Annotated in this window: 15 protein-coding genes and 2 tRNA genes; 10 read left to right on the top strand and 7 right to left on the bottom strand. The window is 73.1% G+C overall.

Annotation, left to right across the window (positions count from 1 at the left end; genetic code table 11):
- The first annotated feature begins 31 nt into the window (after window positions 1-31).
- Genes aroA through KGD83_RS06295 form a run of 3 tightly spaced genes read left to right on the top strand, consistent with a single transcriptional unit; the run spans window position 32 to window position 2,680 of the window.
- Complete coding sequence (aroA, locus tag KGD83_RS06305) at window positions 32-1,378, top strand: 3-phosphoshikimate 1-carboxyvinyltransferase (protein WP_212642947.1); 1,347 nt, start codon at window positions 32-34, stop codon at window positions 1,376-1,378.
- The gene (rsgA, locus tag KGD83_RS06300; RefSeq protein WP_212642946.1) at window positions 1,375-2,400 is read left to right on the top strand and encodes a ribosome small subunit-dependent GTPase A; all 1,026 of its coding nucleotides are present in this window, start codon (window positions 1,375-1,377) and stop codon (window positions 2,398-2,400) included. The genes aroA and rsgA overlap by 4 nt, the downstream gene beginning before the upstream one ends.
- A 37-nt stretch (window positions 2,401-2,437) precedes the next feature.
- A complete protein-coding gene (locus KGD83_RS06295; RefSeq protein ID WP_212642945.1) occupies window positions 2,438-2,680 on the top strand; it encodes a hypothetical protein in 243 nt (80 codons plus the stop codon).
- A gap of 9 nt (window positions 2,681-2,689) precedes the next feature.
- On the opposite strand, the gene KGD83_RS06290 is transcribed toward KGD83_RS06295, so the two are convergent.
- Entirely contained in the window at window positions 2,690-3,046 is a 357-nt protein-coding gene (locus tag KGD83_RS06290; protein WP_212642944.1) for a winged helix-turn-helix transcriptional regulator, read from the bottom strand.
- Window positions 3,047-3,142: 96 nt separating this feature from the next.
- Between KGD83_RS06290 and KGD83_RS06285 the strand changes: the two genes are divergently transcribed.
- Window positions 3,143-4,033, top strand: a complete 891-nt coding sequence (locus tag KGD83_RS06285) for an NAD(P)-dependent oxidoreductase (protein WP_212642943.1) — start codon at window positions 3,143-3,145, stop codon at window positions 4,031-4,033.
- A 62-nt stretch (window positions 4,034-4,095) separates the two neighbouring features.
- Here the strand turns inward: KGD83_RS06285 and KGD83_RS06280 are convergent, their stop codons facing one another.
- Window positions 4,096-4,386, bottom strand: coding sequence for a DUF2087 domain-containing protein (locus tag KGD83_RS06280; RefSeq protein ID WP_019608133.1), 291 nt, complete (start codon window positions 4,384-4,386; stop codon window positions 4,096-4,098).
- A gap of 12 nt (window positions 4,387-4,398) precedes the next feature.
- Window positions 4,399-4,983, bottom strand: a complete 585-nt coding sequence (locus tag KGD83_RS06275; protein WP_212642942.1) for a TetR family transcriptional regulator — start codon at window positions 4,981-4,983, stop codon at window positions 4,399-4,401.
- Between the two features lie 379 nt (window positions 4,984-5,362).
- Between KGD83_RS06275 and hisN the strand changes: the two genes are divergently transcribed.
- The 5 genes from hisN (at window position 5,363) to KGD83_RS06250 (ending at window position 9,951) form a co-directional block, all read left to right on the top strand.
- Window positions 5,363-6,169, top strand: a complete 807-nt coding sequence (gene hisN / locus KGD83_RS06270) for a histidinol-phosphatase (protein ID WP_212642941.1) — start codon at window positions 5,363-5,365, stop codon at window positions 6,167-6,169.
- A 63-nt stretch (window positions 6,170-6,232) separates the two neighbouring features.
- Entirely contained in the window at window positions 6,233-6,748 is a 516-nt protein-coding gene (locus tag KGD83_RS06265) for a hypothetical protein (protein ID WP_212642940.1), read from the top strand.
- Window positions 6,749-6,947: 199 nt separating this feature from the next.
- Window positions 6,948-8,201 (top strand): ABC transporter permease, encoded by a 1,254-nt coding sequence (locus KGD83_RS06260; protein ID WP_212642939.1) that lies wholly within the window; start codon window positions 6,948-6,950, stop codon window positions 8,199-8,201.
- 10 nt (window positions 8,202-8,211) lie between these two features.
- The gene (locus KGD83_RS06255) at window positions 8,212-9,231 is read left to right on the top strand and encodes an efflux RND transporter periplasmic adaptor subunit (protein ID WP_212642938.1); all 1,020 of its coding nucleotides are present in this window, start codon (window positions 8,212-8,214) and stop codon (window positions 9,229-9,231) included.
- The gene (locus KGD83_RS06250) at window positions 9,232-9,951 is read left to right on the top strand and encodes an ABC transporter ATP-binding protein (protein ID WP_212642937.1); all 720 of its coding nucleotides are present in this window, start codon (window positions 9,232-9,234) and stop codon (window positions 9,949-9,951) included. It begins immediately after the preceding gene.
- An 86-nt stretch (window positions 9,952-10,037) separates the two neighbouring features.
- Here the strand turns inward: KGD83_RS06250 and KGD83_RS06245 are convergent.
- The 3 genes from KGD83_RS06245 to KGD83_RS06235 all read right to left on the bottom strand — a co-directional run bounded on the left by KGD83_RS06245 (window position 10,038) and on the right by KGD83_RS06235 (window position 13,633).
- Window positions 10,038-10,114, bottom strand: a tRNA-Met gene (locus tag KGD83_RS06245).
- A 249-nt stretch (window positions 10,115-10,363) separates the two neighbouring features.
- Window positions 10,364-10,440: transfer RNA gene (locus tag KGD83_RS06240), tRNA-Met, on the bottom strand.
- 229 nt (window positions 10,441-10,669) lie between these two features.
- Window positions 10,670-13,633 carry a UPF0182 family membrane protein gene (locus KGD83_RS06235; protein ID WP_212644293.1) on the bottom strand — a complete coding sequence of 988 codons (2,964 nt, stop codon included), beginning with the start codon at window positions 13,631-13,633 and terminating at the stop codon, window positions 10,670-10,672.
- Between the two features lie 297 nt (window positions 13,634-13,930).
- On the opposite strand from KGD83_RS06235, the gene KGD83_RS06230 reads away from it, so the two are divergent.
- A complete protein-coding gene (locus tag KGD83_RS06230) occupies window positions 13,931-14,452 on the top strand; it encodes a PPA1309 family protein (protein WP_249352176.1) in 522 nt (173 codons plus the stop codon).
- Between the two features lie 121 nt (window positions 14,453-14,573).
- Here the strand turns inward: KGD83_RS06230 and KGD83_RS06225 are convergent, their stop codons facing one another.
- On the bottom strand, window positions 14,574-15,632 hold the full coding sequence (locus tag KGD83_RS06225; RefSeq protein WP_212644291.1) for a YlbL family protein: 1,059 nt from the start codon (window positions 15,630-15,632) through the stop codon (window positions 14,574-14,576).
- Window positions 15,633-15,720: the final 88 nt, after the last annotated feature.

The raw sequence follows: 15,720 nt of genomic DNA, 5'->3' as shown, positions 1-15,720 counted from the left end.
GCGGCCGCGCCGCTCCCGATAACCTTGTGTCATGCCTGAGTCCGCGTCCTCGCAGCCCGTCCAGTCCGGCCAGAACCCCGGCACCGCACCGTCCCCGAGCCCGGCCGGGGCCGCCGGCGGGCACTGGCCCGCGCCCACGGCCGAGCGGCCGGTGCGCGCCCGGCTGTCACTGCCGGGGTCCAAGTCCATGACCAACCGCGCGCTGGTCCTGGCCGCCCTGTCGGAGACGCCGTGCCTGGTGCGCCGCCCGCTGGTCAGCCGGGACAGCGAGCTGATGGCGGGCTCCCTGCGCGCCCTGGGTGTGGGGATCACCACCGAGGGGGAGGACATGGCGGTCACCCCCGCCCCGCTGCGCGGTCCGGCCTCCGTCGACGTCGGCAACGCGGGCACGGTGATGCGGTTCGTGCCGCCGGTGGCGGCCCTGGCCTCGGGCACGGTGGAGTTCGACGGCGACCCGCGCGCCCGCGAGCGGCCCGTGGGCGAGCTGCTGGCTGCCCTGCGCGCCCTGGGCGCCGACATCGACGACGGCGGCCGCGGCGCGCTGCCGATGGCCGTGCACGGCACCGGCGCCGTGCGCGGCGGCGAGGTGACCCTCGACGCGTCCGGCTCCTCCCAGTTCGTGTCGGCGCTGCTCCTGAGCGGCGCCCGCTTCACCGAGGGCGTGCACGTGCGCCACTCCGGTCCCCCCGTGCCCTCCCAGCCGCACCTGGACATGACCGTGGAGATGCTGCGCGCGGCCGGGGTCACCGTGTCCACCGCCGACGACTCCTGGAGGGTCGAGCCCGGACCGGTCAAGGTCTCCGACATCACCGTGGAGCCCGACCTGTCCAACGCCGCGCCCTTCCTGGCCGCCGCCCTGGTCACCGGGGGCGAGGTGACGATCGAGGGGTGGCCGGAGCACACCACCCAGCCCGGCGACGAGCTGCGTTCGCTGTTCACCCGGATGGGCGGCGAGGTCTCCCGCTCGCCCGAGGGGCTGCTCACCCTGCGCGGCACCGGCCGGATACTGGGCATCGACGCCGATCTGCGCGACGTGGGCGAGCTCACGCCCACCGTGGCAGCCGTGGCCGCGCTCGCCACGACTCCCTCCCGGCTGACCGGCATCGCGCACCTGCGCCGCCACGAGACCGACCGCATCGCCGCGCTGGCCGCCGAGGTCAACCGGCTGGGCGGCGACGCCGAGGAGCTGCCCGACGGGCTGGTCATCAACCCGCGCCCGATGCGCGCCGGAGTGTTCCACTCCTACGACGACCACCGGATGGCCACCTCGGGAGCGGTGATCGGGCTCGCGGTGCCCGGGGTGGAGGTGGAGAACATCGCCACCACGCGCAAGACCCTGCCCGACTTCCCGGGCCTGTGGGCGGAGGCCCTGGCATGAGCCGCACGCGGGGCGGGGGACGCCACCTGGACGAGGACGACATCCGCGTGCGCGCCCGGGGCGGTTCGCGCCCCCGCACCCGCAACCGGCCCAAGCACGAGAACGCCGTGGAGGGCCTGGTCACCGCCGTGGACCGGGGCCGGTACCGCTGCCTGGTCAACGGCGTTCCCGTCGTGGCGATGAAGGCACGCGAGCTGGGCCGCGGCTCGATCGTGGTCGGCGACCGCGTCGACGTGGTCGGCGACCTGTCCGGCAGACCGGACACCCTGGCCCGCGTCGTGCGGGTCAGGGAGCGGGCGTCCGTGCTCAGACGCACGGCCGACGACACCGACCCGGTCGAGCGGGTGATCGTGGCCAACGCCGACCAGCTGGCGATCGTCTGCGCCCTGGCCGACCCCGCGCCGCAGCCGCGCTTCGTGGACCGCTGCCTGGTCGCCGCCTACGACGCCGGGCTCTCCCCCCTGCTGTGCCTGACCAAGGCCGACCTGGCCTCCCCGGACGAGCTGGTGCGGGTGTACGCGCCCCTGGGCGTGCCCTACGAGGTGCTCGACCCCGAGAGCGGCCTGGACGGCCTGCGCGCCCGTCTGGCCGACCGCACCACCGTGCTCGTGGGTTCCTCCGGGGTGGGCAAGTCCACCCTGGTCAACCGGCTCGTCCCCGGCACCGACCGGGCCGTGGGCCACGTCAACGCCGTCACCGGACGGGGCCGCCACACCTCCACGTCCGCCGCCGCGCTGCCCTTCGAGGGCGGCTGGCTGATCGACACCCCGGGCGTGCGCAGCTTCGGCCTGGCCCACATCGACCCCGAGGACATCGTCGAGGGCTTCGCGGACCTGGCCGAGGCCGCCGAGGACTGCCCCGCCGGGTGCTCACACCAGCCCGACGCCCCCGACTGCGCGATCCAGGCCGCGCTGGAGCGGGGAGAACTCGACCCGGACCGCGTGGCCTCCCTGCGCCGCCTGCTCACCAGCCGCGAGGGGGACACCGGGGAGGTCGCGAACACCGACGAGAACGAGTCCTGACCGGCACCATCCCCCTGTTTTCCCGGAGGAACCCCCCATGAAGGACGACGACAGACGTGTGAGCGCGGTGACCGTCGCGGGAGCCGCCAGCGCCCTCCTCGTGACAGCGGCGGTACTCCTGGACATATGGATGGGGAACGGCGGGCCGGACCTGACGGTCCTCGCCTACGCGCTCCTCGGGCTCGCCGTCGTCGCGCTCGCCTGGCAGACGGTCCTCCTCGTACGGCCCCTCCGGCGTCGGGGCGCCCTGGGAAAGCACTCCGTCGAACGGGGCGAGTAGACCGGGGCGTCAGCGCCGGTGTGCGTCCACCGGCCCGGCGGCATCGATGACGTGCGCGCGGCCCCAGGCGCCGAGCGGGGCCAGGGCCTCGTTCAGGGACTCCCCCACCGCGGTGAGCGAGTACTCGACCCGGGGCGGCACCTCGCCGAAGTCCTCCCGGTGCACGATCCCGTCCTCCTCCAGCTCGCGCAGGTGCGAGGCCAGGACCTTCTCGGTGACGCCGTCGAGCATCCGGCGCAGCTCGCCGAAGCGGCGCGGCTCCTCGTCCAGCGCCCACAGGATCAGCACCTTCCACCTGCCGCCGATGACGTCCATCGCCGCGTCGATGCCGCAGTGGTACGCGCCGGGCCTCCGTACGCCGACCATCGCCCCGTCCTCCCACCAGCACACTTACCCCGGAGTGCGCACGCACTTCGAAGTGCGTACTTGTCGGGGCCCTGACGGGCGACGAGCCTAGTCCACATGAACGCACACGACACCGAGAAGCCCCGCGTCGCCCTGCTCGGGCTCGGGGACATGGGCACCGCCCTCGCCCGTGCCTGGCTCGCCGCCGGGTACCCGCTGACCGTCTGGAACCGGACCCCGTCCCGGGCCGAGCCGCTGGCCCGGGAGGGCGCCGACGTCGCCGCGACGGCGGCCGGGGCGGTGGCCTCCGCCCGCCTGGTGGTGGCCTGCCTGCTCGACGACGACTCCGTGGGCGCGGCGCTGGCCGACGCCGACCTGGCGGACCGGGACCTGTTCAACCTCACCACCGGGACGCCGGACCAGGCGCGTGCCCGCGCGGGGTGGGCGCGCGGGCGCGGCGCCCGCTTCGTCAGCGGCGGCGTCATGGCCGTTCCGCCGATGATCGGCGCCCCCGGCTCGGGCGGGTACGTGTTCTACAGCGGTTCCGAGGAGGCCTTCGCCGAGCACGAGGCGGCTCTGTCCGCCGTGGCCGGGACCGTGTTCGTCGGCGGGGACGCCGGGCTGGCCGACCTGCACGACGTGGCCCTGCTCAGCGCGATGAGCGGCATGTTCGCCGGGGTCGCGCACGCCTTCGCCCTGGTCCGCGGCGAGGACGTGCCGCTGAAGGGATTCGCGTCCCTGCTGGCGGACTGGCTGGGCGCGATGACCATCGGCGTCCACACCGCCGCGGAGCAGTTGGAGAGCGGCGACTACACCAGGGGCGTCGTGTCCAACCTCGCCATGCAGGTGAGGGGGAACCGGACCCTGCTGCGCACCGCCGAGGAGCAGGAGGTGAGCGCCGAACTCCTCGCGCCGTACGCGGAGCTGATGGAGCGCCGCCTCGCCGGGGGCCACGCGGACGAGGACGGCACGGGGGTGGTGGACCTGCTCGCCGCGCCCCGCCGCTGAACGCGGTCGGGCCGCGCCCACCGGGCAGCCGCACCGGCTTCCACCGACTGCGGCCGCCCGGGTCAGACCTCCACGGTCCCGCCGCAGCGCCAGTACCGGGTGCGGTCGCGCTCCATGAACCCCTCGTCGACCAGGCCGCGGCGCAGCACCGCCACGTTCGCGCTGAACCCGCTCAGGACCGCGTTGACCTCGGCCTCGCTGTAGCGCACCCCCGGTTCGAAGGCCCGGGCGACCTGGTCGAGCAGGACCAGCCGGGCGGTGCGGCGGACCGGGATCGCGGTGATCCGCCCGTCGGCCATGCAGGCGCGCAGCACCTCACGGCGCTCGCTCTCCGTCAGCGGACCCTCCACCACGGCGCCACCCCCTCAGCGGCCGACCGTCAGCATCCCGTGCACGACCGTCTCGACCCTGCGCGCGGCCTCGTCGGGATCGATGGGCTGCAACGAGTAGGACACCGTCAGGCGCAGGGCGACGTCGGCCGCGACCTCGGCGGCGGAGTCGGCCAACTCCGGGTAGCGCTCCCCCAGCAGGGCGGTGATGCGCTCGCCCAGGACGTCCAGCAGCGGTTCGGCTCGCGTGGTGAGCACCGGCAGGAGCCCGTGGTCCCCGGTCACCACCGCGCGCAGCAGCGGGTTGTCGCGGGCGGACAGCAGCACCAGGCGCGTGGCCCTGCTCACCGCGTGCGGCGGGTCCGCGCCCTCCTCGTCCAAGAGGCGCACCACCCGGTCCAGCAGCGCGTTCACCTCGCGCACCACGACGGCCTGGAGCAGGCCCTCCTTGCTGCCGAACACGTTGTACAGGGTCTGGCGCGACACCCGGGCGACCGCCGCGATGTCGGCCATGCGCCGGTCGGACCAGCCGCCCGAGACGACCTCGGCGTAGGCGGCGTCCAGCAACCGCTCCCGCGCCGAGGTGCCCTCGGCGCGCCCCTGTCGGTTCGCGGTGTCCATACTCCCCATCCTCGCATCCGCCGCCGCGGACGACACCCCTGACGCTCCCCTCCACCGGGCCGCCGTTCCCGCGGACCAGGGCTGCCGGGAACCAACACTCCGATCCACGCGCGTGCGCCCCTGCGGTCGATCGCCGACCCGTTCCCGGTCCCCGCGCCGTCCGGGGCGAGCCTGCGTGACCGGCTCACCGGCCTCGCCCCTGAGGAGCGGGTCGGTATCCGGCCGCCCGACCCGCTGGCGCGCCCGGCCAACGCTGCCCGTGGTCGGTACGTGCTGACGCGGTGGCCCGGCCCGTCCGGCACGGACGCGGTGCCAGCGTGGCCCCCGGGGGCCACTGGCCACTTCTGATCACCGTTCAGGAACGGTAGCGTTACCGGTCATGATGTCCTTTGACGATGATCTGCGGCTGGCCCACGTGCTCGCCGACGCTGCCGACGACATCGCGCTCAAGCGCTTCCGGGCGCTTGACCTCGTCGTCGACACCAAACCCGACTTCACCCACGTCACCGAGGCCGACCGGATGGTGGAGGAGACGCTGCGCGGCGTGCTCTCCCGCGCCCGGCCCCGCGACGCGGTGGTGGGCGAGGAGTACGGCAAGACGGGCAACAGCAACCGGGTGTGGGTCATCGATCCCATCGACGGCACCGCGAACTACGTCCGCGGCGTCCCGGTGTGGGCGACCCTCATCGCCCTGCTGGAGGGGGACCGTCCCGTGGTGGGCGTGGTCTCGGCCCCGGCGCTGTACCGCCGCTGGTGGGCCTCCCGGGGCGGCGGCGCCTGGCAGGGCCGCAGCCTGTCCAAGGCCTCGCGCTGCCACGTGTCCAAGGTGTCGGAGCTGTCGGAGGCCTCGCTGAGCTTCTCCTCTCTGACCGGCTGGGAGAAGCAGGACCGCCTCGACTCCTTCCTCGGCCTGACCCGCTCGGTCTGGCGCACCCGCGCCTACGGCGACTTCTGGTCGCACGTGATGGTCGCCGAGGGCGTCGTGGACATCTCCGCCGAGCCCGAGTTGTCGCTGTGGGACGCCGCGCCGCTGCCCGTCATCCTGGAGGAGGCGGGCGGCCGGGCCACCAATCTGCGCGGCGAGGGCTTCGAGGACGGCGGCCCCCTGGTGTGCACCAACGGGGAGATCCACGACCAGGTGCTGACCTGGCTCAACGGCGGCCCCACCCCGCTGCGCCGCACCTGACCCCAACCCCGACCGCGACAACGGGTACACGAGTCACCACCGTACGTAGTAACGTGCGGTGGTGTGCTGACCACGACACCCCTGCGGGCCGTCCTGTGCGCGGCCGCGGTCCTGCTGGCCACCGCCTGCGGCGGCGGCCACGGGCACACCCCCGAACAGCTGCGCGAGATGATCGCCGACACCGTGCGCGCCTCCGTGCGGGGCGAGGGCCCCGGCCTGGGCGTCCCCGACACGGCCTTCGACCCCGCCAGGTACCTGTGCGTGCCCGCAGTGGACGACCGGACCGCCCGCCTATGGCGCGCCGAGGCGCCGCGCACGGCCGCGGACGGCCCCGTCGAACTGGGCGCCCTGGCGCCGGAGGGCGCGGACACCGACTCGGTGACCGTCTCCGTCATCGGACCCCGCGGCGGTACCGCCGCCACCGAGGCGCCGGTCTCCCCCGGCGAGTGGACCCGGGTGCGCTACCCGGACGACTTCGAGGGCGCCGAGGACCACCCCTCCGCCGGGGCGCACACGGTGGTCTGGTCGGACACCGGCTCCGGGGCGCCGCTCACCTGCGACGGCTTCGAGGCGGTCTGAGGCTCCGGCCGCGCGGCGGCCCCGTCCGCCCCTCTCCCCTGCGCACAGCCCGAAACGGCAGTCCGGAATCCGCGCCGTCGGGCTGAACCGAAACCGTCCCCTTCCACGATGAGTCAGGTGAAACCCCGCCACCCCCGCGGGTATCCCGCCGCCGCCGTCGCGGCGTCCGGATCTCACAGACATCACGGGAAGGGGCCGAATGCTGCGTTCCCTCACAGCCGGGATCGTGCTGGCCTTCGCCGGTTCACGGGCCAACGTGGCCCGGACCATCCTGTCCTGCGCGGGCATCGTCGTCGGTGTCGGCGCGCTGATCCTCGTGGTCAGCGCCAGCGACTTCGGCCAGCGCTTCGCCACCGCCTACAGCGAGGCCAACGCGGGCCGCCCGGCGACCCTGGAGGTCACCGTGCAGGGCCGGGTCACCGACCGCGCCGCCTTCGAACAGGACCTGGTCCGGGCGGGCGGCCAGGACATCTCGATCTACCACAGGCCCTCCCAGGCCCCCTCGATCCGCTCCGGCGGCACTCCCCTGCCCGAGGTGGAGTTCCTCGGCGTGGACCCCACGCTGGGCGACATCCGGCGGATGAACCTGGCCGAGGGCCGATGGTTCACCGAGGCCGACACCGAGTCGCTGGCCCCGGTCATGGTCGTCAACGAGGAGCTCGCCGGCGCGCTGGGCGACCTCACCCGCGTCCAGGTCGGCACCGACCGGTGGACGGACGTGCGCGTCATCGGCGTCCTGGAGGGCTCCGCGCTGGACACGGGCTGGTACAGCGCCTACCTGCTGCGCGCACCCGCCTCCGAGGAGCTGCTCTTCGGGACCGCCACCGGCGCCCGGGAGGAGGAGTCGGCCGACTCGTTCCTCATGGGCGACATGACCACCTACCAGGTGCGGATCGACCCCAGCGACCCCGCGGCGCGGGACCCGTGGGGCGAGGTCTTCTCCGAGCGCCTGGCATCGGTGTCCTGGCGCTGGGGCGTGGAGGAGCAGGAGGCCGTCATGGCCTACCGCACGGACTACGCCGAGGAGATCGGCCAGGTCATCACCTACATGTCCTGGGGCCTGACCGGCATCGCCGCCGTCACCCTCACCACCGGCCTGCTGGGCGTGCTCAACGTGGGACTGGTCACGGTGCGCGAGCGGCGCCGGGAGCTGGCCACCTACCGCGCCCTGGGCGCGAGCCGGTTCACCCTGTTCGTGGCGGTGGTCATGGAGTCGGTCGTGGTGTCCCTGGTGGCCGGGCTCATCGCGCTGGCCGCCTGCTGGGCCCTGCTGACCGCCGTCGGCGCGGTGCTGGGCGGCCTCGTGCCGCTGCCCGCCGACGTCCCCCTCGTCATCCCCTCGTCCGGAGTACTCGTCGGCCTGGGCAGCGCCGCCCTCGTCGGGATGCTGGCCGGGATCATCCCCGCGATGCGGGCGCTGCGCGCGTCCGTGGTCGCCGGACTCCGGGAATAGGAGACATCACGTGAAGAAGTGGATCATCATCGGCGCGGTCCTGGTCCTCGTGGGAGGACTGACCGGCGCCGGCTACCTCCTGGTGTCCCGCCTGGGCGGCCCGGGCGCCGGAGAGGACAGCCGCACGCAGGAGGCCGCCCTGGACGTGGGCGGGTCCCCGGTCGAGGTGGTGCTGGGCGAGGTCAGCTCCGTGCTGGTGCTGGACGCCGTCGTCCGGGCCGAGCCCGGCGAGCCGGTCGAGGCCCGCAACGGGGGCACGGTCTCCCACCTGTGGGTGGGCGAGGGCGCCGAGGTCGGCCAGGGCGCCCCGGTGGTCAACGTGAAGGCGCCCGCCCGGGGCGAGCCCGTCGTCGGAGAGGACGGCCGGGTCCCCGACGCCCTCACGACCGAGGAGGTCACCCTGTACGCGCCCGCCGCCGGAACGGTGTCGGGGCTGGATGACGTCATGGTCGGCGACGTGTTGGAACCCGGTGCGGTGGTGGCCGCGGTCGCCCCCGAGGAGTTCCGCGCCGTCGCGTCGATCCCGCCCAACGACCTCTACCGGTTCTACGAGGACCCCCGGGACATCCTGCTCCAGATCGACCAGGGGCCGCCCGCCGCCGCGTGCGAGTTCCTGTCCCTGGGCGCGGCCGAGGGCGGCGCCCCCGTTCCGGAGGACGGGGGCGGCGAGGGCGCCGGGGACGGCGGCGGGGCCGAACTGGCCTGCCGCGTGCCCGCCGACCTGGAGGTCTTCGAAGGCGTCCGGGGACAGCTGTCGGTCAGCACAGGCACGGCCGCGAACGCGCTCGTCGTCCCCGTGACCGCGGTGCGCGGCACCGCCGGGTCGGGCGAGGTCGTGGTGGTGGGCGAGGACGGCACCGAGGAGACCCGCGAGGTGGTGCTGGGCGTCTCCGACGGATCGTCCGTGGAGGTCACCGAGGGGCTGAGCATCGGTGAGACGGTCCTGGACCCGATCCCGCTCGACCCCCGGTTCGACGTGCCCGGCGCGCACGACCCCGAGGACGGGTTCGCCGAGGAGGGTGAGGGCTAGATGTCCGTCGACGCACCGGCCCCCGGGGCCGCGCCGCGCCACGCCCGCCCGGCGCCGCTGCTGGACGTGGCGGGGATGACCCGGCACTTCACGGTGTCGGGGACCCGGATCGACGTGCTGCGCGACTGCACGTTCCGGGTGGGGCGGGGCGAGGTGGTGGCGATCGTCGGCCAGTCCGGCTCGGGCAAGTCCACCCTGCTCAACGTGCTGGGCCTGCTCGACCGGCCCAGCGGCGGCACGTACACGTTCGACGGTGTGGACACCACCCGCCTGGGCGAGGGCCCCAGGTCGCGACTGCGCGGCGAGGGGATCGGCTTCGTGTTCCAGCAGTTCCACCTGCTGGAGCGTCGGACCGCCCTGGCCAACGTCGGCGTGCCGATGGTGCTCGGCGGCGTGCCGCTGCTGCGCCGCCGGGCCCGGGCCCGCGAGCTGCTGGAGGCCGTGGGGCTGGGGCACCGGCTGCACTCGCAGCCGCACCAGCTCTCCGGCGGTGAGCAGCAGCGTGTGGCCCTGGCGCGGGCGCTGAGCCGGGAACCCGCCCTGATCCTCGCCGACGAGCCCACGGGCGCCCTGGACGCCGCCAGCAGCACCGTGATCATGGACCAGCTGCTGGAGCAGGCCCGGCTCCGCGACGCGGCGGTGGTCGTGGTGACCCACGACCCCAAGGTGGCCGAGCGGGCCGACAGGGTGGTCGAACTCGTGGAGGGCCGCACCCGCTGAGCGCGCGCCGCCCGGGAGACCGGGCGGCGCACCGGCCGCACGGGCACACGAAAAACGCCGGGCGCGAAATGCGCCCGGCGTTTTGCTGGTAGCGGGGACAGGATTTGAACCTGCGACCTCTGGGTTATGAGCCCAGCGAGCTACCGAACTGCTCCACCCCGCGTCGTGATCTCTATTTTAGGGGGCCAGCCCCCTGGTGGCAAATCGGTTTTCCCTGCGTTTCCGCGTGGAAAACCGGTGGAGATCCCACCCTGCGGCAGTCGGTTTCCCGACCGCCTTCGGCAATCCTACCAGCGCTTGCGCCCTGGTCCGACCACCCGGACTTCCCCGGGGAAGCCCGTCCTCCGTTCTCCTCCGCAAAAGGAAGGAGCCGGAAAACCGACGGACCCGGGATTTCTCCCGGGTCCGGGTCTGGTAGCGGGGACAGGATTTGAACCTGCGACCTCTGGGTTATGAGCCCAGCGAGCTACCGAACTGCTCCACCCCGCGTCGTTGTGTCTACACAGTAGCGCGCCCTGAACCAAAACCCAAATCGGCGGACCGGGACGCGCCAGAGGGCCCTGGACCCCCTTCGCGGGCGCCGCTCCTCCCGTTGCCGGAAAACACGCGCCCGGGGATCGCGGAGGCCCCCCGGACACGGCCCCCCGGGAGCGCCGAGGGGGCGGGGGCCCGAGGACCCCCGCCCCCTCACGGAGCGGTCACCGCCGGAAGGCGGGGCTCAGTTCTCGTCCAGCTGCTGCTGGATGTCCTCCAGCGCCTCACGCAGGCGGTCGTTGGCCTCCTCGTTGGACTGCTGGGCCTCCTCCCAGGCCTCGACGGCCTCGTTGAGGGACTCGGTGAGGTCCTGGTCGCCCCCGCCGCCGTCTCCGCCGCCGCCACCGGCCTCGGACTCGGACTCCTCCTCGGGAGTCTGCTCGGCGCCGCCCCCGGGTGCCGCGCCCTCTCCGTCGAAGAGGTTGCTGAGCGCGTCCGGCAGGCTGTTGCCGATGGCCACCTCGTCACCGAAGCCGACCATGACCTGCTGGAGCAGCGGGAAGGAGGCGGCTCCGCCGCCGCCCGCCTGCACGTACAGCGGCTCGACGTAGAGCAGGCCCCCGGCGAACGGCAGCGTGAGCAGGTTGCCCCGCGTCACCTCCGCGTTGGACTGCTCCAGCGGCAGCAGCACCTCGCGGACGTCGGCGTCGGCGTCGAAGGCGTTCTGCACCTGCCCCGGGCCGAGGATCACCGTGCTCCGCGGCAGCTCCAACAGCTTGAGCTGGCCGTAGTCCTCCGAGCGCGGATCACTGTCCACCGCCATGAAGGCCGCCAGGTTCTCACGGCCGCGCGGCACGAACGTGCTGGTCAGCGAGAAGGTGGACTCCTCGTCCGGGTACTGGATGGTCTGCCTGTAGGGCGGCTCGGGAGCATCGGTCTCGCTGGTCGGGTCGCTGGGAACCGACCAGAAGTCCTGACCGCCGTAGTAGGCTGCGGCGTCCGTCACGTGGTACTCGCGCATGATCTGGCGCTGCACCTTGAACAGGTCGTCCGGGTAGCGCAGGTGGTCGACGAGCTCCTCGCTCATCTGGTCCCTGTCGACCACGGTCCCGGGGAAGGCGTCCATCCAGGTCTGCAGGACCGGGTCCGCCTCGTCCCACGCGTACAGGGTGACCGTGCCGTCGTAGGCGTCGACGGTGGCCTTCACCGAGTTGCGGATGTAGTTGACCTCGTTGCCCGGCAGCGCGCCCACCTGCTGGGCCGAGCCGTCGGTGAAGGTGTCGGTCACCGCCTGGGTGAAGTCGATCCGGTTGGCGTACGGGTAGCCGTCGGACGTGGTGTAGGCGTCCACGACCCACACGACCCGGCCGTCGACGACCGCCGGGTAGGGACGGCTGTCCGTGGTCAGGTACGGGGCCACCTTCTCCACGCGCTCCACCGGGTCGCGCTCGTAGATGATGCGCGAGTCGTTGGTGATGGCGCTGTTGAGCAGGATGTTGGGTTCCTGGTACTTGATCGCGTACAGGATCCGGTCGAAGAAGCTGGCCAGCTGGACGCCGCCGTCACCGTCGTAGCGGTTGTAGGCCTGCGAGTCGCTGCCCTCCTCACCGCCGCCGGCGCCCTCGCCGCCGCCCTGGCCCTCGCCCTCGGCGGGCGCCTCCTCGGCGGTCTGCTCCGCGGCCTCCTGGTCCGCGTCGGCCGGGGCGCGGGCCTCGTCCGGGCTGGGGGAGACCTCCGGCTCGACCGCGTCCTCCGGGGTCGGGACGTCGCCGGTGTCCTCCTCCGCGTCGAGGGGGTAGTCGTACTCCTCCTCGGCCTGCACGATCGCGTAGTCGGCGCCCTCGCGGCCGTAGTAGATGCGCGGCTCGTACTCGCCGACGACGTCGCTCAGCTCACCGCGCGGAGGGATGTTGTACTCGGTGAAGACCGGGCGTCCCTCGGCGTCGATCTGGGTGCCCGCGGCGGCGACCATGCCGTAGCCGTGGGTGTAGATCAGGTGCCGGTTGAGCCAGTTGTCCTGGTCGGCGGGCGGCCCGTCCAGCTCGCGGACGGCCACGATCGTGTCGATCAGGTTGCCATCGGAGTCCGGGTAGCGGTCGACCTCCAGCACCTCGGGGAACTGGTAGAAGCCGCGGACCTGCTGCATCTGCTGGAAGGTCTGCGACACGACGGAGGGGTCGACCAGGCGCACGGTGGTGTCCTGGGACTCCTCCACCAGGTCCTGGGCGCTGAGCTCGGTGGTGGCGTCGTAGGCCTGAACCTCGGCGTCGTCGATGCCGTAGGCCTGGCGCGTGTACTCGATGTTGCGCTCGATGTAGGGGCTCTCCAGGCGCTGTTCGTTGGGCGCGACCTGGAAGCGCTGGACGATCTCGGGGTAGGCCACGCCGACCAGCACCGCGGACAGCACCAGCAGTCCGAGGCTGGCCATGGGCACCATGATGTTCTTGAAGTAGATGTTGGCGAAGAACAGCACGGCGCAGATGACCGAGATGACCGTGAGGATGAGCAGCGCGGTCTTGACCGCGTTCACGTCGGTGTACGAGGCGCCGAAGGTGTAGCCGCGCTCGGAGAAGACCAGGCCGTAGCGGTCCAGCCAGTAGGAACCGCCGCGCAGCAGCACGAACAGGCCCAGCAGCACCGACAGGTGCACGCGGGCCGAGGGGGTGGCGCGCTGGCCGGAGTCGTTCTGGAGGCGGACCCCGCCGTACAGGTAGTGCACGATCACCGCGGCGATGAACGCCAGGATGACCGCCGCGTACAGGTAGCCGAGCAGGATGCGCAGGAACGGGTAGGTGAACGCGAAGAAGGCCACGTCCATGCCGAACTCGGGGTCGTTCACCCCGAAGTCGGTGCTGTTCACGAACTGGAGGTAGGACCGCCAGTCACCGCTGGCCGCGGCTCCGGCCAGCAGCGCGAGGGCGCCCACGGCGATCCAGAAGAACAGTTTGCGGTGCGGGTCGATGGACTGCCGGTAGCGGTCCAGGCCCTGCTGCTCCAGGCTCATCGGCCGGATGCCGGGCCGGGAGCGGTAGGCGAAGAAGATGCTGGCGCCGACGATGACGGCCATCACCAGTCCGGCGACGGCGAACAGCAGCACGCGGGTCCACAGTTCGGTCAGGAAGACCGAGGTGTAGCCGACGGACTCGAACCACTTGAAGTCGGTCCAGAAGTTCGCGGCGAGCATCAGGCCCGCGATGATGACGACCACGGTCGCCGCGACTGGCGCGAGCAACCTTGATCGGCGAGGCATACGCGCAGGTGGTGCGCCGGGCGATCGGAAGCTCACGCCTCCCCCTCGTTCTGGCTTGGTAGGTGCGTATGGGTGCGCGTGTGGCGCTCTGTTACTGAAAACTTAATCGGTGGCCCCCGGGTTCCCGAAACGGCCCTCGTCCGGGTGACAAGGCTGCATCGTTGCTGTATCGGAGTCGCATCCGGAAGGCCACGTGGCGACCCTACTGTCCGAAAACCGGGGCGGCGCGCCTCCCGCATCGGTCACTATGGAAACGTGTCGAACATTCGCGAAGCCGTCATGGACCTCGAACGCCACGCAGCCGAGCAGGGCTGGGACCGGCCGCTGGGCCTGTACGCCCTGGTGCCGACCGCGGAACTGCTGCGGGCGGAGCCCGCGCTGGCCGGTCTGCTGGGCATCGACTCCCCCGCCGACCCGGACGAGCTGACCCCCGTCGAGCAGGAGCAGCTGCCCGCCGACGTCCCGCTGGAGGAGGCGCTGGGCCGCATCCTGTGGCCGGAGGGCGTGGCCGGGTGCGCGCTGGTGATGGAGCGCCTGGTGGTCAAGGGCACGGACGAGACCCTGGCCCCGGACGAGCAGCCGGGCTCCTCCGGCCGCGAGACCGAGGAGATCCGCATGGTCGCCGGGGTGCTGCGCGACGGCTCGCGGCACTGCGCGATGCGCATGCGCAGCCACGACAGCGAGTCCGAGGTGCTCAACGGGGCGGACCTCATCCCGGCGCTGACCTCCGCGCTGGCGCTGACCCTGGACCTGGACGAGGAGTCCGGGCAGGGCTGATCGGGGCCGCGGGGTCGCGCGGGACCCGGCGCGCGCCCGCGCGAGGCGGGGTGCGCGCCCGGGGCCCCCTCCGCCGCGGATGTCCGGGCACGGGCCGGAACCCGGGACGGACGCCGCGCCCCTACTCGCAGCGCGGCAGCTCGCCCTCTCCGGTGCGGATGGTCTCCAGCGCCCCGACCGCGTCGTCGAGGGTCTCCACCCGGACCACCTCCAGTTCGCCGTAGGCGGCCGACTGGGAGACCTGGGAGCAGCTCTCGGCGGCCACGAGGAAGTACTCGGCGCCGTCGCGCCGGGCGCTGACCATCTTCTGCGGGATGCCGCTGATCCCGCCCACCCGGCCGTCGGCGGTGATGGTGCCCGAACCGGCCACGTCCGCGCCGCCGGTGAGGCCCTCCTCGCTGAGCCGGTCCATGATCCCGAGCGCGAACATCATGCCCGCGCTGGGCCCGCCGATGTCGCCGATCGTGATCTCCACGTCCACGGGGAAGTCGGTCTCGTCGGCGATGAGCACGCCGATCGCCGCGCCGCCGGAGTCGCCCTCCTCGCTGGCGACCTCCACCTCCACGGTCTCGCCGTCGCGCTCCAGGGTGAGCCCGACCGGGTCGCCGGGCTCGCGGTCGCCGACCATCTCCACGACCGCGCCGCTGCCGGCGGGGACGTCGGGGTCGCCGCCCCGGGTGGGCACCGGGTCGCCGTCCACGGCCACGACGGCGTCGCCCGCCTCCACCACGCCGTGCGCGGGCATGCCCTCGACGGTGCCGCTGACGACGGGGACCGCCTCGTACTCCATGCCGAGATGGGTGAGCGCGGCGGCGGTGGCGTCGGTCTGCGAGTCGTTCATCTGCACCGTCTGGCGCTCGGTGACCTCCTCGGGCGTGCGCCCGGCGGGGAAGAGCAGTTCCTCGGGCAGGACCGCCTGGGTGGGCGAGAGCCAGGCGGTGACGACGGTGAGGAAGTCGAGCCGGTGCTGGGGTCCGCCCGCGTACTGCACGGTCACCATGGACAGGGTGCCGTCGTGCTCGTAGTTCTCGGCGCCCTCGATCTCGATGACCGGACCCCGGTCGGTCTGTCCGACCGTGTTCACGGTCAGGCCCGGCGCGGCGACCAGGTAGGGCACGGGCAGGTAGAGGCTGCCGATTCCGAGCCCCACGAGGAGGACGAGCGCGACAACGAGGGTCATGGCACGACGGAGCATGCCCCCAGCCTATTGCCGCGTCCGGACCGGCGGGGGTCCGCCCTCCCTCCGGCCCGCCCGGCCGCCGTGGGCG

The sequence above is a fragment of the Nocardiopsis akebiae genome (assembly GCF_018316795.1).
GTDB classification, from domain to species: domain Bacteria; phylum Actinomycetota; class Actinomycetes; order Streptosporangiales; family Streptosporangiaceae; genus Nocardiopsis; species Nocardiopsis dassonvillei.
Note: the sequence above shows the minus strand (reverse complement) of the source record. Positions and strands in the feature narration are given on the sequence as shown.